Raw genomic sequence first — 16,527 nt, forward strand, 5'->3', positions numbered from 1 at the left:
CCGAGACCTGCCACAACGGGCACCCACTCGGGCCGAACAGGGTCCTTGTGGGTCATGACGCCTGGTGCGCACCGCTGCCGCGCCTACTATCGCTGCCGAATCGTCACACTGCCGCACTGCCAGTGGATTGAGCAGTGAGAGTGATTGGCCCGGTGCCATCTTCACCAGGCCATATCCGCATAAGCGCCCTCAGCAGTTCGATTGGAATGGGAAGCAACTATTATCGGCCGGCGCTGGAGCTGGCGGGAACTCTTCGGTGGGTGTGGGCAAAGGAGGATGCACTGGCTCTCCGATGACCGAGCTGATCGGCTGTTCGTTTCCGATCGGCTTGGGATCGGATTCACCGTCAGGTTGGGCCAACAGCCATAGCCCGCCGCCGAGCACTGCGATCGCGGCGAACGCCGCCGTGGTCTGATACACGCTCCGCCTACTGGCGGAGGCCGGAGTGGATTGCCGTGCCATCACTTGCCGTGGTGCTGTCTCGGTGGGCCTGGTCGGCTTCGGTGAGGCCGGTGGGCGTGGCGCCAAAGCCTTGGCGAGAACCGGTGGTTCCGGTCGTGCAGGACTGGATCGTGGCATCGTCGGCGACGCAGCCGGCGAAGGGGCGGCCTGCCTGCGCGGGAAGCCTTCGGCTGCCAGTTCGGCGACGGTGATGCGGTCGCCGCATTCGAGCGCATCGACCAGTGCGTAGGCCTGCTCCGCAGTCCAAGCGATGCTGCCGGAGCGATGGGCCCTGTGAAACCAGGCCCGCAGTGGACTGTGGTTCTCACACAGCAGCACGGCGCAGCCATCAGGCGCCGATCTCTTGTCGAGCCGCATAGTCGAGTTCCGCGGAGGAACGACAACCACCAAACCCGGGACATACACGCCGCTTCCCACTCGGCTGACCACACGCTTGAGCTTCAGCGCGCTGTCGCGGGCTTGGTCGTAGGGGGTGGTGTCGTTGACACGTACATGGACCGGATCACCCACATAGCCGGGGACCTGCCATCGGCTGTTCGACGTGCAGATCAGCACACCGTCGCCGGGTACGCCTGGCGCGGTGCCTTTGATCTCGACCGCGACGGTGGTGTGCGGGGTGATGATGATCAGGTCGACTTCTTGGCCGGCGACGTAAGCGTTGGTGATCGCGATGCCGGGGATCTTGAATTGCCCTGTCCACCCCTTCAGCCACTCGAAGACGCGCGATTCGGTACCGGATTTGGGTTTATTGGCGATGACGAGCATCATGATCACCCCTCCCTGCTACTGGTGATACCTATACGGTATCGACCGAGTCCGACACGTTGCAGGGAAAACCGTTGCGGCTCCGCCGCTTCCGGACCAACAGGGCGGGTGGGCGTAGCTCAGGGGGCACTGCCAGAGTGTCGGGTACACCAGCGAGGGCGGTGGGCTGCGGCGCGACATGCTTCTGTGGCTGGCTTGAGGCTGCTGAGTCCGATCGGGACCAGGTGGTCGAGCAGTTGAGGCTGGTGGAAAGACAGTGCAGGGTGGTGAGCGTGTCTGGAACTCATGGGGCTCTCGACGCCGCAGACGGCTCAGACGGCGCAGACAGCCCCTACGAGGAGATCGGTGCGCCGGCGCCCCGCCCGTGCCTATCGTGTCCGTACCGGCGGGATGTCCCGAGCGGGATCTGGCATACCGAGGAATACGAGAAGCTGCGCCGCTACGACCGCGAGACCGGCCTGCAACCGGACAGGGTGTTCCAATGCCATCAGGTCGATGCCGATAGCGACCGCCACCGCATGTGCGCGGGATGGGTCGCATGCCATGGCGAGGAGTTGCTCAGTCTGCGGCTTGCGCTGCTTTCCGGCAGGATCAGCGACGCCACCTTCGAGGCTGCGGTCACCTACCGTTCTCCGGTGCCGGTGTTCGATACCGGCGGTGACGCCGCCGACCACGGGCAGGCCGACATCGAGCGCCCATCGGAAGAAGCGCATCAGGCGATGACCAAGATCATCGGTCGGCGCTCCGACCTCCACGGATGAGCTGCTCACGAATTCACCGTTCGATATAGCGCCTCTGATGGCGGCGTCCGCGCTCGGGCAAGTTGGTGCGAGAGGCCTGTCCGCTGCCACCTCACGGAAGTAGCGCGGCGAGTTCTCGGCGGGCGCGTTCGGCGTCGGGCAATGCGAGTTGGTGGTAGATAGCTATAGCCTGTCGCAGCGCGGTGATTGCCTCGATGGTGCCACCGAGATACCCATGCGCCCGGGCGGCACCTTCCAGTGCGCGGGCGCGTTCGAGTTGGCTGTTGATGGAGTGGGCAAGGACTTCGGCGTCGGTGAACATTTGCAGGGCGTTGCGTGGGTCGCCGGTGTCCAGGAGCAGGTTCCCAAGGTTGCAGAGGGCCTCGGTTTCGCCGGTTCGGTGTCCGAGGTCGCGGTACAGGGCGAGGGCTTGAATGGCCAGGCTTGCTGATTCGTCGGTCTTTCCGGTTTCCATTCGTGCTTTGCCAAGGTTGGCGAGTGCCTTGGCTTCGCTGAGCCGGTGTCCGAGCTCCCGCGCATATTGCAGAGCCCTTTCGTGGAGTTCGACGGCTTCGATATGGTGGCCGGCCACTCGGCTGAGGTCCCCGAGTTCGGTGAGTGCGATCGCTTGTCCCAGGCGGTTGCCTGTTTCCTGGAAGATCTCCATCGCTTCCCGGTACAAGGTCACTGATTCGGTGCGGTCGCCAAGGATGCGCTTGACGCTGCCGAGAGTTATCAGAACATCCGCTTCGCCTGGACGGTGTCGGACTTCGCGGAACAGAGCCAGCGCCTGTTGATGCATGTCAACCGATTCCGAGAAGGCGCCGGTGCGTTTGAGTACTTCGCCGAGGTTGGCCAAAGTTCTGGCTCTGCCGATGCGATTTCCCAGTTCGCGAAAGCGCTCCAGTGCCTGCCGGTAGAGGTCGGCAGATTCGGTGTAGTCGCTGGTTTCGCTGTAGGTGAGCCCGAGAATCATCAGCGTATAGGCCTCGCCGACGCGGTTACCGAGAACCCGGTACTGGTTCAGCGCCTGCCGGTGTAGATCGGCCGCCCGCATGTAGTCACCGGTGAGCCGGCGCACGCTGCCGAGATTGGCCAGCGAGTTCGCCTCCCCGATCGGGCTACCCAGCTCACGGTAGCGGGCCAGCGCCTGCTCATACAGCCCAGTAGCTTGAGGATAGTCCCCATTCCACTCGCGCACACGACCGAGGTTGGTGAGGCAATTGGCTTCACCCAGCCGGTCCCCGAGGTGGCGGGCGGCAATCAGGGCGTATTCGTGCAAGGTGGCTGCCTGAGCGAGGGGGGGCCGTCACATTCGAACAGGCCTGCCAGCACTTCGGTCAGCTCCACCACGCGCCGAGGGGCGTGCTCGGCGGCGTAATCGAGACAGGCCAGCAAATTCTCGCGCTCGATCCGCATCCAGGCCAGCGCTTGGGTCTCGTTATCGAACTCGCGCGCTACCGGCGATCGGGGGGCGGCGGCTGGATGGATGGTGGGGCGGGTGCTGCGCGCCACGTACCAGTCAGCGGCGATTGCACTGTCTCGGTAGTAGTCCATCAGCGCTTCGATCACGGAGGCGGTGTCGTCGGCGTGGGCTTGTGTCCTGGCGTAGGCGCGCAGCAGATCGTGCAGGCGGTATCGACCGGACTGAGTTTCCTCTACCAGGTGATCGGTGTAGAAGGCTTCGAGCTGGAGTCGGGCTTCGCGGACCGAAACCCCGGACAGTGCGGCTGCGGCATGTGCGTCGAAGTCGGCTCCTGGGTGTAGGCCCAGACGCCGGAACATTCGCTGGTGCTCGGGTGGCAGGTCTTTATACGACGTCGCGAACGCGACCCTGACGGCCCGCGGACCCGCCTCGAGTTCATCGAGGCGGTCGTGCGCCGCGGTGAAGTTGTCCGCGAGACCGAGAATGTTCCATGCCGGATGGTGGGCCAGCCGCCCCGCTAGCAACACGATCGCCAGCGGCAGGTAACCACAGAGCGCGACGATCGATTCCACCGCGGCGCGTTCGTCGTCAGTGACCGCTTGGCGATGAGCGAGAGTGAGGAACAGGTCGACTGCTGCCAGGGGTTCGAGCACGTCCAATGCCAGCGGGACAGCGTTGTCGAGTGCAGTCAGGTGGCGCCTGCTGGTGATCAGCGTCAGGCACGAACCCGTCCCAGGCAGGAGCGGCTCGATTTGCGCATGGTCGAGAGCATCGTCGAGCACCAGCAGGATCTTCTTGCCGGCGACCCGGTCCAACCACAGATCCCGGCGCCGCACCACGGTCTCCGGCAGGTACCGGGAGTCGACACCCACAGCGACCAGCAGCCTCGCCAGGACATCGGCGGGGTCTGTCGGCGTCTGCCCGGGGGTGTGGGCATGCAGTTCGACGAAGTACTGCCCATCGGGAAACCACGGTGCCAGCTCGTGCGCTGCGCGCGTAACCAGCGCGGTTTTGCCGATACCGGCCATCCCGTCGACGGTATGAACCGATACCACCCGCCCTGGACCTGCGGCCTGGACGATCCGGGCCAGCTCGATGCCTCGCCCCACCAGCGTCCCTACGCCACGTGGCAGGGTGCCGGTCAGCCTAGAGAACGGCGGGGGTGGTTGCTGCACCGTGTAGTGAACCGCCAGGTCACGACCAACGTCGGCGCCGCGGATCGCTACAGCGGAGGATATTTCCGGCGCAGCAGGGTCCCGCCCTGCGCCTACCGCGCCGACGAAGGGAACTGGCGATACCCGCTGCCGGCCCGGACTCCGCTGATGGTCATCGTGCCATCGACCGCGGCGCTCTCAACCACCACACCGGTACCGTCGGAAGCGACATCGGTGATCGCCAGCTCGCCTGCGCGGATTTCGCGCAGTTCGACACCGACCACACCGGCGGCGTGGGGTGCGTGTCGATGAACGGCCACCAACAGTCGGCCCGCGATCGCTCGGAGTTCGTCGTCTTCGCCGGCGCCGGCGCCCTGGAGTTCTTCGGCAAGGACTGCTCGCCTGTTGAACGAATCCGGCGCCCGTTCCACCACATCGACATCCACCGATGCGTACCGTCGTGCGATCAATTGTTTGATCGCCTGATACGAATCCGCGATGGTCTGTTCGGCAGCGCCGCCCAACCCCGCTGCCGCACCTGCTGCGACGGCAGCCACGACCAACGTCACCGGTTCCATACTCGCCCCCTACACCGCAGACCACCCACATGCCCGACGGTGGACGGTCCGGGAGCTCGCTCGCGAGCTTCTCCGAACCAGATTGCTTGAACCTGAGCATATCCCGAAACGGGCCAAGCATTTGAGCTAACGCGAATCTGACCATGGTGAACTGGGTGGCGCCCCTGAGCCGATCCACTCGACATTCGAATTTCCTAGGAGCGCAAATTTGCCTGTCATAGTCGAGCTCGAGTCTCCCACCCTGCATATGCGCAGTACGCGGCTGTCGCACAGAGGCTCTCAGTGGACAGACCATGGCTACCGCATATCCATCTCGCAGTCGCGGCGACCCGCTACGGTGTGCCTCTACGTATCCGTACCCCTGGACATTTTGAATCCTGGAGACAGGCATGAGAGCGCTCCCAGCATTTGCACGTGCAGTGGTGGCCACTGCAGCCGCCATGTGGCTCACGCAGCCCGCGAGCGTAGTGGCCGAGCCGCCGGGCATTCCGACCCCTGACGCCGCTCGCACACTGCTGAATGGGCTTACGGTCGCCGAGGAAGGGTCGCTCAGCGGCTATTCCCGCGACGCGTTCCCGCACTGGAACACCTCCGGAGAATGCACCACTCGTGAGACCGTCCTGCAGCGCGACGGAGACAGCGTGACGGTCGATTCCCAGTGCCGCCCCACAGCCGGGAGCTGGCACTCCCTCTACGACGAGCAGACGACGACCGATCCCGCCGATATCGATATCGACCATGTCGTTCCGCTCGCCGAAGCCTGGCGGTCCGGCGCGAACGAATGGAGCGCCGACCAGCGGGAGCGGTTCGCCAATGACCTTGACAATCCCCAGCTGATCGCGGTCACCGCTTCGTCCAATCGCTCCAAGGGCGATCAAGATACCAGTCAATGGTTTCCGCCGAGCGCCGGATACCGCTGCACCTACGCACAAATGTGGGTGGCAGTGAAAGCCCAGTGGCAATTGACCCTCCAGCCGGCCGAGAAGGACGCACTCGGGCAGGTGCTGCAGAGCTGCTGACGCGGGTGGATGGGCTCGAAGGCTGCGCGTCGACACTTTCGATGCCGAAGAGTTGGACTCGACTGCGCCACCAAGCCGACGTCGTCGGCGTTGCAGTTCGTAGTGGCAGCCTGGCGGCGATCGGTCCTGTTCGGGGTGTGGGAGCCGACCCTCTACAGTCACGGTTTGCGGCCGACCCCCACCAAGATGAGCCCTTCCGCGATCGTCGGGAACTTGCGGACCGGTCCGGTCGGCCACCACTCCCCTGGCACTACCAGACCGGGTTCGAGTACGTGCAATCCATCGAAGAGGGCGGAGATCTCTGCGCGCGACCGGTACCAGCCCGAACCCATCAGGTCGAGATACCGGTCCTCACAGCCTGCGGCCGCAGTAGCCGACCGTGTCCCGTCACCGGGATTCCATTGGTGGGTGAGTAGAAAGTACGACCCGCCAGGTACCGCGTCGATCCAACCGCGCACCACAGCGGCGGGGTCGAGCCCCTCACCGACGTGATGCAGGACCCCGCACAACAGCACACCGATCGGGCGGTCCAGCTCGAGGTAGGTCGCGGCCTCCGACTCCGCCAAGTTTGGGTCGAGCAGATCTCCTCGCACGTAATGGGACTGGTCGGTGGTCTCCAGCAGCACGCGGCCGTGCGCGATACAAACCGGGTCGTGGTCGACATAGACGACCGTCGGGCGGTCCGCCTCCGGCAGCGGGTGCAGATGCGCGGCCGCCTGATGGGTGTTCACCTGGTGCGGCTCCGGGATAGGCAGGCCTGCGCCGATATCGAGGAATTGCCGCACCCCCGCAGTCTCGATGAGGTACCGCACCGCCCGCTGCTGGAACTGCCGGGACGCCCACGCTCCAGCCCGCTGACTGGGTGCGACCGCGTCGAGTTGCTGCCCGATTTCCCGTTCTCGGGCGTAGTTGTCTTTCCCGCCGAGCATCCAGTTGCACAGCCGCGCCATGCTCGGGCGGCTGGTGTCCACCCCGACCGGCGCACGCACCCCGAGCGCACGGGTTTCGGTCATGTCGCCACCGCCCCGATGAACCGGGCCGCCTCTGTGTAGCGGCCGCAGCGGTGCCCGACGTGGACGGCCATCACCTGATGGGCGTGCACGTACCCGCGGATCGGTGCGGTGCTGCGGCAGTGGTGCGCCGGGTAGGTGTTTGATGATGCCCTTAACCGGTAGGCGATCCGTTCCAGTAGTGCGCGGTTGCTGCGTCGGCTGGTGTGCCAGTACCTCAGCGGCGCGGCCTCTACCCAGCGTTTTGGTGGTCGTGTCGGCAGTGGTGGGAGAGTTTCGCCCATGGGGTCACCTCACGGGTCCAGGGATTGGTCGGGAGGTCACCCGGAGGTCGGCGACAGCGGCACGAGGCGACTACCGGGTGACTGGTCACCGACGGTAGAGAACCTCGACCATGCAGGTCCATGATCATGCTCCGACATGCTTGAAAAACTACTTCGCATTACATTACCGGCAACTTTGAGCGATCATCGAATCAGCGCGAGCATAAGCACGCATGACACTAATGGAGGTCACATCATGCGGTTACAGTTCCTCGGCAAAGGCGGCACCGAAGGCGGCGGCTGCCCCAGCCTGTACGCCACCGACCAGGGCAGTTATGTGGTGCAAGGGTGGAAGACCGACAGACCTGGAACGGTCGAGATTCCCCATCTGCTCACTGGTTTCGCCGAGCCCGACACCTATATCGGCGCGCTGCTGACCGACACCGGTCGCGGCACGTTCCATCTGAGTGGGGCGCCGGTGACCGACCCTGCGACGCTGGCTCAGATGGATGTCTACCCGGACGAGACCTGCATCGAGGTGCCCCGGACCGGAAGGGAGTTCTACGGCCATGCTGCTGACGCAGGATGATTCATTTCTGAACTTGTTCCGGGAGGCCAAGCGCGAAGCGTTCCACCTCGAGGTGAAGGACGACTACTATCCTGCGGACTACCCGCCGGTCGTGCGTTTCCTGGCGGGCGAGCCGGAGGACTACGAGTGGTTCCAGCCGTGGCTTGAACACGTCCGGGAGACGACCGCGCGGGGCGTGGCAGTCAACCGGGCCCGGGTCGTCTCTGTGCCGCACAACAACTACACCCGCTATGCCCGGCATGTAGCCCAGCTCAACGCTGAGGCCGGCGAAGACGTCCGCTACCTGTCACGGCATCTCATCGCGCCCGATGAATTGACCACCGATGACTGGTGGCTATTCGATGACTCGACTGTCGCGTTCACCGTGTTCGAACCCGGCGGGCGATGGGTTGGCGGTGCGGTCACCACCGATCCGCAGATCGTCGCCTACATTCGAACGGTGAAAGAACGTGTATGGTCGATGGCGGTGCCGCTACGGGAATACCCCGACAGGTGACGAATTCGATCGACGAGTCGAAGGAGGCTCTCGGAGCTCGGCTCCGGGAGCTTCGCCAGGATGCCGGGCTCACCGGGACCGAGCTGGCACGCCTCGCCGGCTGGCACCAGACGAAAGTCTCCAAAATCGAGTACGGCAAGACCAAACCCGCAGAAGCCGACATCAGAGCATGGTGCGCGCACACCGGTTCGGAAGGGCAGTTGGCGGATCTGATCGCCACGGTCCGCAATATCGAGTCGGCTTATCTGGAGTGGCGGCGGCTGCTCGGCTCGGGCACGAAACGTCGCCAGCAGGCCACACTGCGCATCGAGGCAGAAGCCGCGTTCATGCGGGTCTTCCACCCGTTTCTGGTGCCCGGACTGCTGCAAACCGCGGAGTACGCCGAAGAGATCCTGCGGAACGTGATCGAGTTCCAGGGCGTACCGAACGACGTGGACGAAGGCGTCTCCAAGAGGATGGAACGCCAGCAGATCCTGTATCGGCGCGACCACACATTCCATTTCGTGATCGGCGAGCAGGCTCTGCGCACCACCGTCGGTGACGACCGGATCATGACCGGGCAGCTGGACCGCCTGCTCGCCGTCCTGGGGATGCCTCGGGTGCACTTCGGCATCGTGCCCGGTGAGGCGAACTACCGAGTCCCCAGCTACAACTTCGCGATGTTCGACAACCGGATGGTGATGGTGGAGAACGTGACTGCGGAGCTGACAATCACTCAACCGCGTGAGATCGCGACCTACGGGCGGGCATTCGAGATCCTGGCAAAGCAGGCCATGACGGGGCGCGACGCTCGCGACCTGATCACGAAGGCTCTCGCTCATCGGTCTCGGGAGCAGTAGGTTCCGGAGCCTTGTGACGTTCGTCGACCCAGCCCCGCCATGCCTCGGAGCTGTCTATTGACACACTGCGGTCGCCGGTGAGCGGCGGCTCGTAGCGCAGGATCGGATGCATCTCGAATGTCATGCGGAAATAGACGTTCCGGCCAAGCAGCTGGTTCCGCAAGCTCATACTGCAATGTCGTACCGGGGCGATGTTGGCGCCCCGGTACGACTTTTTGGGTTCTCGTGGTCTTCGCAACACCCCAGCTCAAGGGGTGCGTTGGAATTCGAGATCCGGGAGGGCCGGGGCACCAGTTACGCGTCGATCCTTCCTTGCGCTCCTCCCATAGTCAGCGATCCTCCTTCTCGCGAGGCCCGTCACCCGGCCGGTATCCGCAGACATTGCAGCGGTGGGGTGCGGTGCCCGTGCCGGCCCAGGGCGACGCAGGCGGCCCTTCTGATCGTGGCGCGGCACTTCGCCGGACGATGGCACGTGGGCACACGCACGCTCAAGCCACCAGGAGTCTCACTCTTTGCTCCTCGTCGGGTCGGCGCCGAGATCGATGATCTCAGGCGGAGCCCACGTCAGGATATTGATGCAGTGGTCATCGACGAGGAAGTACTCGCGGATACTGCCCTGCTCGCCCCTCCAAAAAGTGGGGCGCGTGCGCTCAAGCTCCAGCCAGCCGCCTCGCTCGACTTCCCACAGCCATCCACGAGGTTCGCTGTAGGTGTTCCAGTACTCGATGAGGTCTCCCTCATCCAGCACCCGGAACCCCATCACGACCTGGGCGAACGAGAAGCCAGGGCCTTGAATAGCGATGGTGAGATCGCTGTTGTTGTAGCGCAGGTCCCGAACGACCTTCCGTGCATACCGACTCGACTCGGGTACCAGACGACACTCCGGCGTGAACCTCGGAGCGGATTCAGGCTCTTCTGGCCGGCCGACGGTAGGCATGTACTCGATCATGCCGTGGCCCGGGATGGCTCGGCCAAGCGACCAGCATCGACGGGTAGGGCGCACTCTGTCGCCTGGCACCGACGGCTCCAGTAGCGGCGCGACTGTCCAGCGCGAACGTCAGCAATGCCGACACTCGACTCGTCCGGAAGGTCATCCCGCACGCTGTCCTCGCCTCGACGAACTCATTAGCCAGCCGGTATCCCGACTCTGCGTGCCGGCTTCCTGGCCACCTATCACGTGACCGCCCCAGAAGGGACTCTCCAGTGCACGCCGACCCGACCACACCCGATCACGATCTCGATAGTCACCGTGCACAGCAGGCGGCAGTGCGGCCGCCGCGTACGCACACTTTCTTTTGGGCGGTACTCATCGCTGCCGCCGCGGTCAGTATCACCGGCAACGCTCTGCACGCCCTCCTGCACGCACCCACGCTGCCGATGCTGGCGGCCGCAGTCGCGGTCATCCCGCCTCTGGCGTTACTCGCGGCCGTGCACGGGGTGGCGTTGCTGTTGCGTGCACACGCCCGTGCCCGCGGCACGCACCTGGTCGCGACCGCCATGACAGCACTGATCGCCGCGGGCGCGTTCTGGCTCTCTTTCACTGCCCTGCGTGCGCTCGCGGTTACCGCCGGAATCCCCGCCCGAGAGGCATGGCTGTGGCCACTGATCATCGAAGGGTCCATGGCCCAAGCCACCGTTGCCCTGCTAGCGCTGGCACATTCCAACGCACGCACCACCGACACACAGCAACAACCAGGCGCCACAGGACCTAAGCCCGCCCACCCAACGTTGCCGACCACCAGCGGTTTCGGCGCAACGACATCACGAAGCACGCCTGTGCGCACCCCCGCACGCGGTCGGCGCACTCAGCACGCCGGCCGTACACAGCCCAAACGCGTGCTCACCGCCGAGCAGATCACTGCAGTCGCCTACGCCCTGTGCGCACGCGACCGAATCGGCCGCCGCGACCCCGACCTGGTCGCCAAAGCGCTGACCCACCATCACATCGACGGGTGGAACCCGACTCGAATCGCCGCTGAACTGGACCGGAGTCGCTCGACGATCAGCCGTATTCTCCGCGACGCGGATATCTGCGCTACAGAGAACATTCCCAGCTCGACAGCGTCCGACCCCGAGGCACTCGAGGACGGCAATTTCAGAGTGCCGACCGCCCCCGTCGGCACCACCGAAACCGATTCGACGCAGCCCGCAGCGGACCATATCGTCTCCCCCACGACCAGCTTCCTCATCGAATGAGCGCGCGTCGAGACTCGCATGGCATGCAATTCGAGTCTCGACATCGACGAGCGAGCGGTGTTGGATGGACAGGACCAGTGTTCTTCCGAGTGCCCTGAGGTCTGCTTCGCTTCGCTCCCGTTTTTCTGGTTGCCCAAGCGGACAAGGGGGAGGCCCGCATGGAAACCGATATCACCTGCCCGCACTGCAGCAGCCTTGAGCTTGTGCAAAGCGTTCCCGCCCTGCACGCCGACGGAGTATCGACCAGCTACAGCAGCAGCACCTACACCGGCGCCGGCGTCACCACCCACGGGCTTGTCCCTATGATCGGCACCTCCGACACCGAACACAGCCACACCAGTGCCCTCGTTCGCGCCCTACCAATGGGGCCCTCAGAACAACCAATAGGCCGACTTATCCGATGGGGCCTGGTGTTATTAATCCCAGGACTGCTGTGGTTTGCCCCGGCGACAGCAGGAGGGTTTTCCTCAGGGGAGGATCTGTTGAGCAGTCTCCTGTTTGTTGTCTGCTTCCTCGGAATTCTGACCCTTCCAGCCGGAATCCTTTTCATTCTCGCCGCGCTTCGCGCCCACGACAACGCAAAGATTCGACGGGGACGCCCCGCGGCGTGGGCGGTGTGGAGTTCGGCCTGGTACTGCCACCGCTGCGGATTGGCATACTGGCCCATCTCCCCCTCACCCGCGGTGCCGGCCAGGCAGGGGTTCGCCCCACCACAGTTCCAGTGGTTTGTCTGGAACGCCGGACGCTACGCGCGCGCCTGAACGGATCCGACGCCGAACACGGCGCAATCTGGCATCACATCCTGTCGGTGCGGTTTGCACCGTCCGCCTCGGTCGCTTCAGGCTGACCTGTCCTACCTTCACCACTGTCTACATGAGGCACAGACTCCCGCCGCTCCCCTATATCGACCGGTTTCTGCTGTCTTTCAGTACGCTCGCCGCCGGTACTCGTGCGCGCCGCCGTCAGGAGTTGACGGACCTCCCGGGTGGTGATTTCGAGCAGCTCGGCGATCGCCTCGTCGGATTCACCATACTGCTTGATCGCGGCCGCAGCCGTCGCTTGCCGGGCACGCTGAAGCGCCACTTGATGCGCGCATGCATTTTCGAGTTCGGCGATCTGGGTGCGTAGCTTCTCGATCTCGGTGTCACGCCCTGCTATCAGCGCCTTGGTCGACTGCCATGCGTCGATGTATTGCGCGACGGCGGCCTTGATCTCGTTCTCCCGCTGACGCTCCCGCGCCCGCCGTTGAAGTAATCGGTCCCGGGAGCGCTCCAAGCGCTCAACGACTTCCGGTGCGCGCCCACCGCGTTTCTGAGTGGCCATCACGAGCTCCTGCCCAGCCCGCCAGCCTGATCATTCCCGCCTCCCAGTCTACGCCGACGTACACACCGGCGATCTCTCCACCGCTGCGCGCCGCAGCGCTCATCCCTTCCGCTCCTGCTCCGACACATCTGTGCCCAACCCCCGCCCCCTGGAGAGGACCCATGACTAATCAGAACCAACCCGCCAGCGCCGCACCAGACCGAGTTCCGCGGCTCGATGATCCAGGCGAGTTCATCGCTTCGATTCCCGCAATGCTCGGCTTCACCCCACACCGATCCTTGGTCGTGGCTGTGCTGAGCATGCAACCCGACCGGCGGGGTGGCCTCCTCGAAGCCATCATCCGCTGCGACCTCCACGACGCACAGCACGTGGTCGACTCCGTCGAGCAGGCGTGCACCGCCAATGGCGCCGACGCGGTCCTGGCCGTCGTCATCGACGACCGGCGTCGCCCGCCCACTCCTGTCGACCTTGTCCTGCTCGCGCTTCAGGATCGGCTCGAAGAGAGCGGTATCGAGGTCAAAGGCGCCTGGGCAGTGGGTCGCATCGCTACCGGGCAACGCTGGCACAGTCTGCGACCGCCACACCGCGACGGGACTCTGCCCGACCCGACCATGACCCTGGTCGCGTTGAATCGCGTCTACGCGGGCCGACAGCTCCATCCCGACCGTCGTGCGATCGAGGCGCTCCTCACCCCGCTCCCCGACTTGACCGCCGACATCACCCGGCACCTGAGCGATGTCGATGTCGGCCAGGGTGGTGACCCGCAGGTGCGTAGCCGTGCCGGTGTCCAGACCGTGCTCCGCACAGTGGCCGCACTGCACTCCGGCACCGAACCGACCCCACGCAGCCTCGCCGACGTCGCCGTTGCGTGGCACGAGAGCACAATCCGCGATGCCACCCTCGCTTTGGCCGGCACCATCCACGCCGATGCTGCCGAACAGCTGGCCACGACGCTGACTCGCGCCTTGACCGGCGCAGACCGAGCTCACGCCGCCGCAGTCCTGGCGTTCTTCGCGTACCACCGCGGGGACGGTGTCCTCGCCGCCATCGCGATCGATACCGCCCTCACCGCTGACGACAACCACACTTTGGCCGGGCTGTTGCGCGCGGCGTTGGACTGCGCCTTGCCCTCTGGCCGGATGCACACCCTCGCCCAACATGCCCGTGAGGCCATGGCAGCAGACGGCATCGAGATCCCGCCGCTCAGCACTGGTCCTGGCCAGCAGTGAACTGCAACGGCATGTCGCTCAACAGCCCGTCCTGCCGACCCTGCCGTACGGACGTTTCCAATCAGCGGCTTCAGACGTGCGCACGCTGACCCGAGCCACGAACTCTGATCCTCCTAAGAGCTGGGATAAACGACCACCACTTGTGCATACAGCCTTCACCTGTTGTGCTGCAGCCCTTCTCGCCGGCGAGGCACCCCACGCGGGTCGGGGCCACAAGTGTCCCCGACCCGCATCTGGCACACAAATCGACCACCGCGTGCGACAAGGCCCCCGTCCCTACTCGAACCCGTCGAATCTCCCGGGTCTCCAGCTGTTGTGCACCCGTCGGTCTTCTTCAGGACCGGTCGCTGCCCGACCGGCTGTCCGTGTCGCCAGCACGCAACCACGCAGGTGGCCTGGCGTCTCATCGTCTTCCGGAAGGCGCATTACACATGCCCGACACCATGTCCTCGATTCCCTGCCCGGTCTGCCACCGGGCAGACCGCCTCGCGGTGTGCCCGGTCGGATCCGGCACCGACCCCGTCTGCCGCCCCTGCTTTGCCGAACTGCGTTACTGCGCCGGGTGCCGCGAACCCGCACTCACCCTCACCTCGACCGCCGGCAATATGCAACTGTGCGGCCGCTGCGTAGCCGGCTACCTGCCGTGCGTGTCGTGTGAAGAACTCACCGGTCCCGGGGCGCGGACCGACACCGATGAGGCGGTCTGCCATCGATGCGCCGACAGCTTCTTCGACTCCTGCTTCGGATGTAACCGATTCAGTATTTCCAGCAGGTACCTGTCCGGCGGCTTCCGCGCCTGCACCCGCTGCGCCCAGACCCGCTACACCGAATGCCCTCGGTGCGAGACATTGCTGCGCGCCAACGGATCGTGCGACCTGTGCGCATACCCGCAGCGGGTGCGGGCCTACAGCTACAAACCCGACCCCCGCTTCCACGGCGATGGCCCGTTGTATCTGGGATTGGAGCTCGAGGTCATCGTTCCCCAGAACCGCTACAACGATGCCGTCGCCGCGGCCACGACCCGGTTGGGCCGGCTCGGGTACCTGAAGAACGATTCCTCGATCCACCCCACCGGATTCGAGATCGTCAGTCATCCCTTGTCGTATCAGTACGCGGTCGACGAGTTCCCCTGGATCCTGCTCAGCGAACTCGATGAGCTCGGGTGCTGGACCGATGACACGGTGGGGCTGCATGTGCATGCCAGCCGTGCCGGGTTCGACTCCCCGGCCCATGTGTACCGCTGGATGAAGCTGTTGTATCGCAACGAGGACGCGGTCTCCATTCTTGCGCGCCGGCGGTCGCGGTATGCGCCGTTCGATAGAGCCGCTCGGGCGCGGGCGCGCGACACCGTCAAGGACCACAAGCACGCGGCCGGGTTGGACCGGTACCAGGCGATCAACCCCCACCCTCGCCACACCCTGGAGCTGCGGGTGTTCGCCAGCTCACTGGACCTAGGGCAGGTGCACGCGGCTCTGGCCTTCACTGCCGCCTCCATCGACTACACCCGCCACCTGCGCATCCCCGACATCCGGGCCGGCGCGTGGGAGTGGCCACGGTTCGCCGCCTGGGCCGCCAATCGCCCCGAGTACGCGCCACTGGCCGCGGAGATGGAGGCCCTGGCATGTGCCTGCTGACCTACTTCCCCGCCGGCATCGCGCCTGACCCGATGCCGTTGCGGCTCGGAGCGGCGGTCCACCCGCACGGGCACGGGTTCGCCGTGATCGCCGAATCCGAACATCGCATCATCGTCGGCCGCGGGATGCGCGCCGACAAGGTAATCGACCGGTTCCTCACCATCCGCGAGCTCTACCCCACAGGACCGGCGTTGTTTCATTCCCGCTACGCCACCCGAGGAGTGCACGGGGTGGACAACTGCCATCCGTTCCGGCTCGGCGGCGATGCCCGCACAGTGCTGGCGCACAACGGGACCCTGCCCAAACGGGTGTGGCCTCGATCCTTCGACCGGCGCTCGGATACCCGGATCGCCGCGGAGGACTATCTGCCCGCGATGCCGTTCGGGTCGATCGACACCCACCGCGGTGCCCGGGGCCTGGAGTCGTGGCTGGGTTCGAGCAAGCTCGTGCTGCTCACCATCGACCCCTCCTACGAACACTCCGCCTACATCTTCGGGGAACAGGCCGGAGTCTGGGAGTACGGGATCTGGTACTCCAACACCACCTACAAGACCGCCTACCGGATCCGGATGCAACGGGCGGTGTGCCGGTACTGCCTACGCCTGGACCTCGACCGGGTCGGCCGCTTCTGCACCCGGTGCGGCTGGTGCTTCGCCTGCGAAGCCGCATTCCCGCACTGCGCCTGCACTCGGGTGCTCGCGCCACACGCCCAGCCCCACTGACATCGCTTGCGACTCGCCGCACGCACCCTCCCAGCGTTCAGCAACAACCCGCATTTGTTCCGAACCGATCGCAAACCCACGG

Annotated in this window: 18 protein-coding genes; 10 read left to right on the forward strand and 8 right to left on the reverse strand. The window is 65.1% G+C overall.

What is annotated here, in order from left to right; translation table 11 throughout:
* Positions 1–189: 189 nt before the first annotated feature.
* Positions 190–1,230 (reverse strand): NERD domain-containing protein, encoded by a 1,041-nt coding sequence (locus tag ACWCPQ_RS24975; RefSeq protein ID WP_449902955.1) that lies wholly within the window; start codon positions 1,228–1,230, stop codon positions 190–192.
* Between the two features lie 221 nt (positions 1,231–1,451).
* Between ACWCPQ_RS24975 and ACWCPQ_RS24980 the strand changes: the two genes are divergently transcribed.
* On the forward strand, positions 1,452–1,988 hold the full coding sequence (locus tag ACWCPQ_RS24980) for a DUF6283 family protein (RefSeq protein ID WP_449902957.1): 537 nt from the start codon (positions 1,452–1,454) through the stop codon (positions 1,986–1,988).
* 91 nt (positions 1,989–2,079) lie between these two features.
* On the opposite strand, the gene ACWCPQ_RS24985 is transcribed toward ACWCPQ_RS24980, so the two are convergent.
* The 3 genes from ACWCPQ_RS24985 to ACWCPQ_RS24995 form a co-directional block, all read right to left on the reverse strand.
* Complete coding sequence (locus ACWCPQ_RS24985) at positions 2,080–3,249, reverse strand: tetratricopeptide repeat protein (protein ID WP_449902960.1); 1,170 nt, start codon at positions 3,247–3,249, stop codon at positions 2,080–2,082.
* Entirely contained in the window at positions 3,231–4,568 is a 1,338-nt protein-coding gene (locus ACWCPQ_RS24990; protein WP_449902961.1) for an NB-ARC domain-containing protein, read from the reverse strand. The genes ACWCPQ_RS24985 and ACWCPQ_RS24990 overlap by 19 nt, the downstream gene beginning before the upstream one ends.
* A 92-nt stretch (positions 4,569–4,660) precedes the next feature.
* The gene (locus tag ACWCPQ_RS24995) at positions 4,661–5,116 is read right to left on the reverse strand and encodes a hypothetical protein (RefSeq protein WP_416566153.1); all 456 of its coding nucleotides are present in this window, start codon (positions 5,114–5,116) and stop codon (positions 4,661–4,663) included.
* Positions 5,117–5,547: 431 nt separating this feature from the next.
* Between ACWCPQ_RS24995 and ACWCPQ_RS25000 the strand changes: the two genes are divergently transcribed.
* Positions 5,548–6,144 carry an HNH endonuclease family protein gene (locus tag ACWCPQ_RS25000; RefSeq protein ID WP_449902964.1) on the forward strand — a complete coding sequence of 199 codons (597 nt, stop codon included), beginning with the start codon at positions 5,548–5,550 and terminating at the stop codon, positions 6,142–6,144.
* Between the two features lie 158 nt (positions 6,145–6,302).
* On the opposite strand, the gene ACWCPQ_RS25005 is transcribed toward ACWCPQ_RS25000, so the two are convergent.
* Positions 6,303–7,157 (reverse strand): SAM-dependent methyltransferase, encoded by an 855-nt coding sequence (locus ACWCPQ_RS25005; RefSeq protein ID WP_449902966.1) that lies wholly within the window; start codon positions 7,155–7,157, stop codon positions 6,303–6,305.
* Complete coding sequence (locus ACWCPQ_RS25010; protein ID WP_449902968.1) at positions 7,154–7,438, reverse strand: hypothetical protein; 285 nt, start codon at positions 7,436–7,438, stop codon at positions 7,154–7,156. Before ACWCPQ_RS25010 ends, ACWCPQ_RS25005 begins: the two co-directional genes overlap by 4 nt.
* Positions 7,439–7,673: 235 nt before the next feature.
* Between ACWCPQ_RS25010 and ACWCPQ_RS25015 the strand changes: the two genes are divergently transcribed.
* The 3 genes from ACWCPQ_RS25015 to ACWCPQ_RS25025 are packed head-to-tail and all read left to right on the forward strand — an operon-like array spanning position 7,674 to position 9,341.
* Complete coding sequence (locus ACWCPQ_RS25015; RefSeq protein WP_416566149.1) at positions 7,674–8,006, forward strand: hypothetical protein; 333 nt, start codon at positions 7,674–7,676, stop codon at positions 8,004–8,006.
* A complete protein-coding gene (locus ACWCPQ_RS25020; protein WP_416566148.1) occupies positions 7,987–8,502 on the forward strand; it encodes a DUF6879 family protein in 516 nt (171 codons plus the stop codon). The genes ACWCPQ_RS25015 and ACWCPQ_RS25020 overlap by 20 nt, the downstream gene beginning before the upstream one ends.
* Positions 8,499–9,341 (forward strand): helix-turn-helix domain-containing protein, encoded by an 843-nt coding sequence (locus ACWCPQ_RS25025; RefSeq protein WP_449902973.1) that lies wholly within the window; start codon positions 8,499–8,501, stop codon positions 9,339–9,341. The genes ACWCPQ_RS25020 and ACWCPQ_RS25025 overlap by 4 nt, the downstream gene beginning before the upstream one ends.
* Before the next feature lie 505 nt (positions 9,342–9,846).
* Here ACWCPQ_RS25025 and ACWCPQ_RS25030 read toward each other — a convergent pair.
* Entirely contained in the window at positions 9,847–10,278 is a 432-nt protein-coding gene (locus ACWCPQ_RS25030) for a hypothetical protein (protein WP_449902975.1), read from the reverse strand.
* A gap of 266 nt (positions 10,279–10,544) precedes the next feature.
* Between ACWCPQ_RS25030 and ACWCPQ_RS25035 the strand changes: the two genes are divergently transcribed.
* Entirely contained in the window at positions 10,545–11,537 is a 993-nt protein-coding gene (locus ACWCPQ_RS25035; RefSeq protein ID WP_449902977.1) for a DUF2637 domain-containing protein, read from the forward strand.
* Between the two features lie 158 nt (positions 11,538–11,695).
* Entirely contained in the window at positions 11,696–12,298 is a 603-nt protein-coding gene (locus ACWCPQ_RS25040; protein WP_449902979.1) for a hypothetical protein, read from the forward strand.
* Positions 12,299–12,332: 34 nt separating this feature from the next.
* Here ACWCPQ_RS25040 and ACWCPQ_RS25045 read toward each other — a convergent pair whose 3' ends face one another.
* The gene (locus ACWCPQ_RS25045) at positions 12,333–12,860 is read right to left on the reverse strand and encodes a hypothetical protein (RefSeq protein ID WP_449902981.1); all 528 of its coding nucleotides are present in this window, start codon (positions 12,858–12,860) and stop codon (positions 12,333–12,335) included.
* A gap of 161 nt (positions 12,861–13,021) precedes the next feature.
* Between ACWCPQ_RS25045 and ACWCPQ_RS25050 the strand changes: the two genes are divergently transcribed.
* From ACWCPQ_RS25050 to ACWCPQ_RS25060, 3 genes are all read left to right on the forward strand, one after another.
* Entirely contained in the window at positions 13,022–14,089 is a 1,068-nt protein-coding gene (locus tag ACWCPQ_RS25050) for a DUF4192 domain-containing protein (RefSeq protein WP_449902984.1), read from the forward strand.
* A gap of 431 nt (positions 14,090–14,520) precedes the next feature.
* Entirely contained in the window at positions 14,521–15,723 is a 1,203-nt protein-coding gene (locus ACWCPQ_RS25055; protein ID WP_449902986.1) for a hypothetical protein, read from the forward strand.
* Positions 15,711–16,445, forward strand: coding sequence for a class II glutamine amidotransferase (locus ACWCPQ_RS25060; RefSeq protein ID WP_449902988.1), 735 nt, complete (start codon positions 15,711–15,713; stop codon positions 16,443–16,445). The genes ACWCPQ_RS25055 and ACWCPQ_RS25060 overlap by 13 nt, the downstream gene beginning before the upstream one ends.
* Positions 16,446–16,527 lie beyond the last annotated feature (82 nt).

Source organism: Nocardia sp. NPDC001965 (assembly GCF_053594175.1).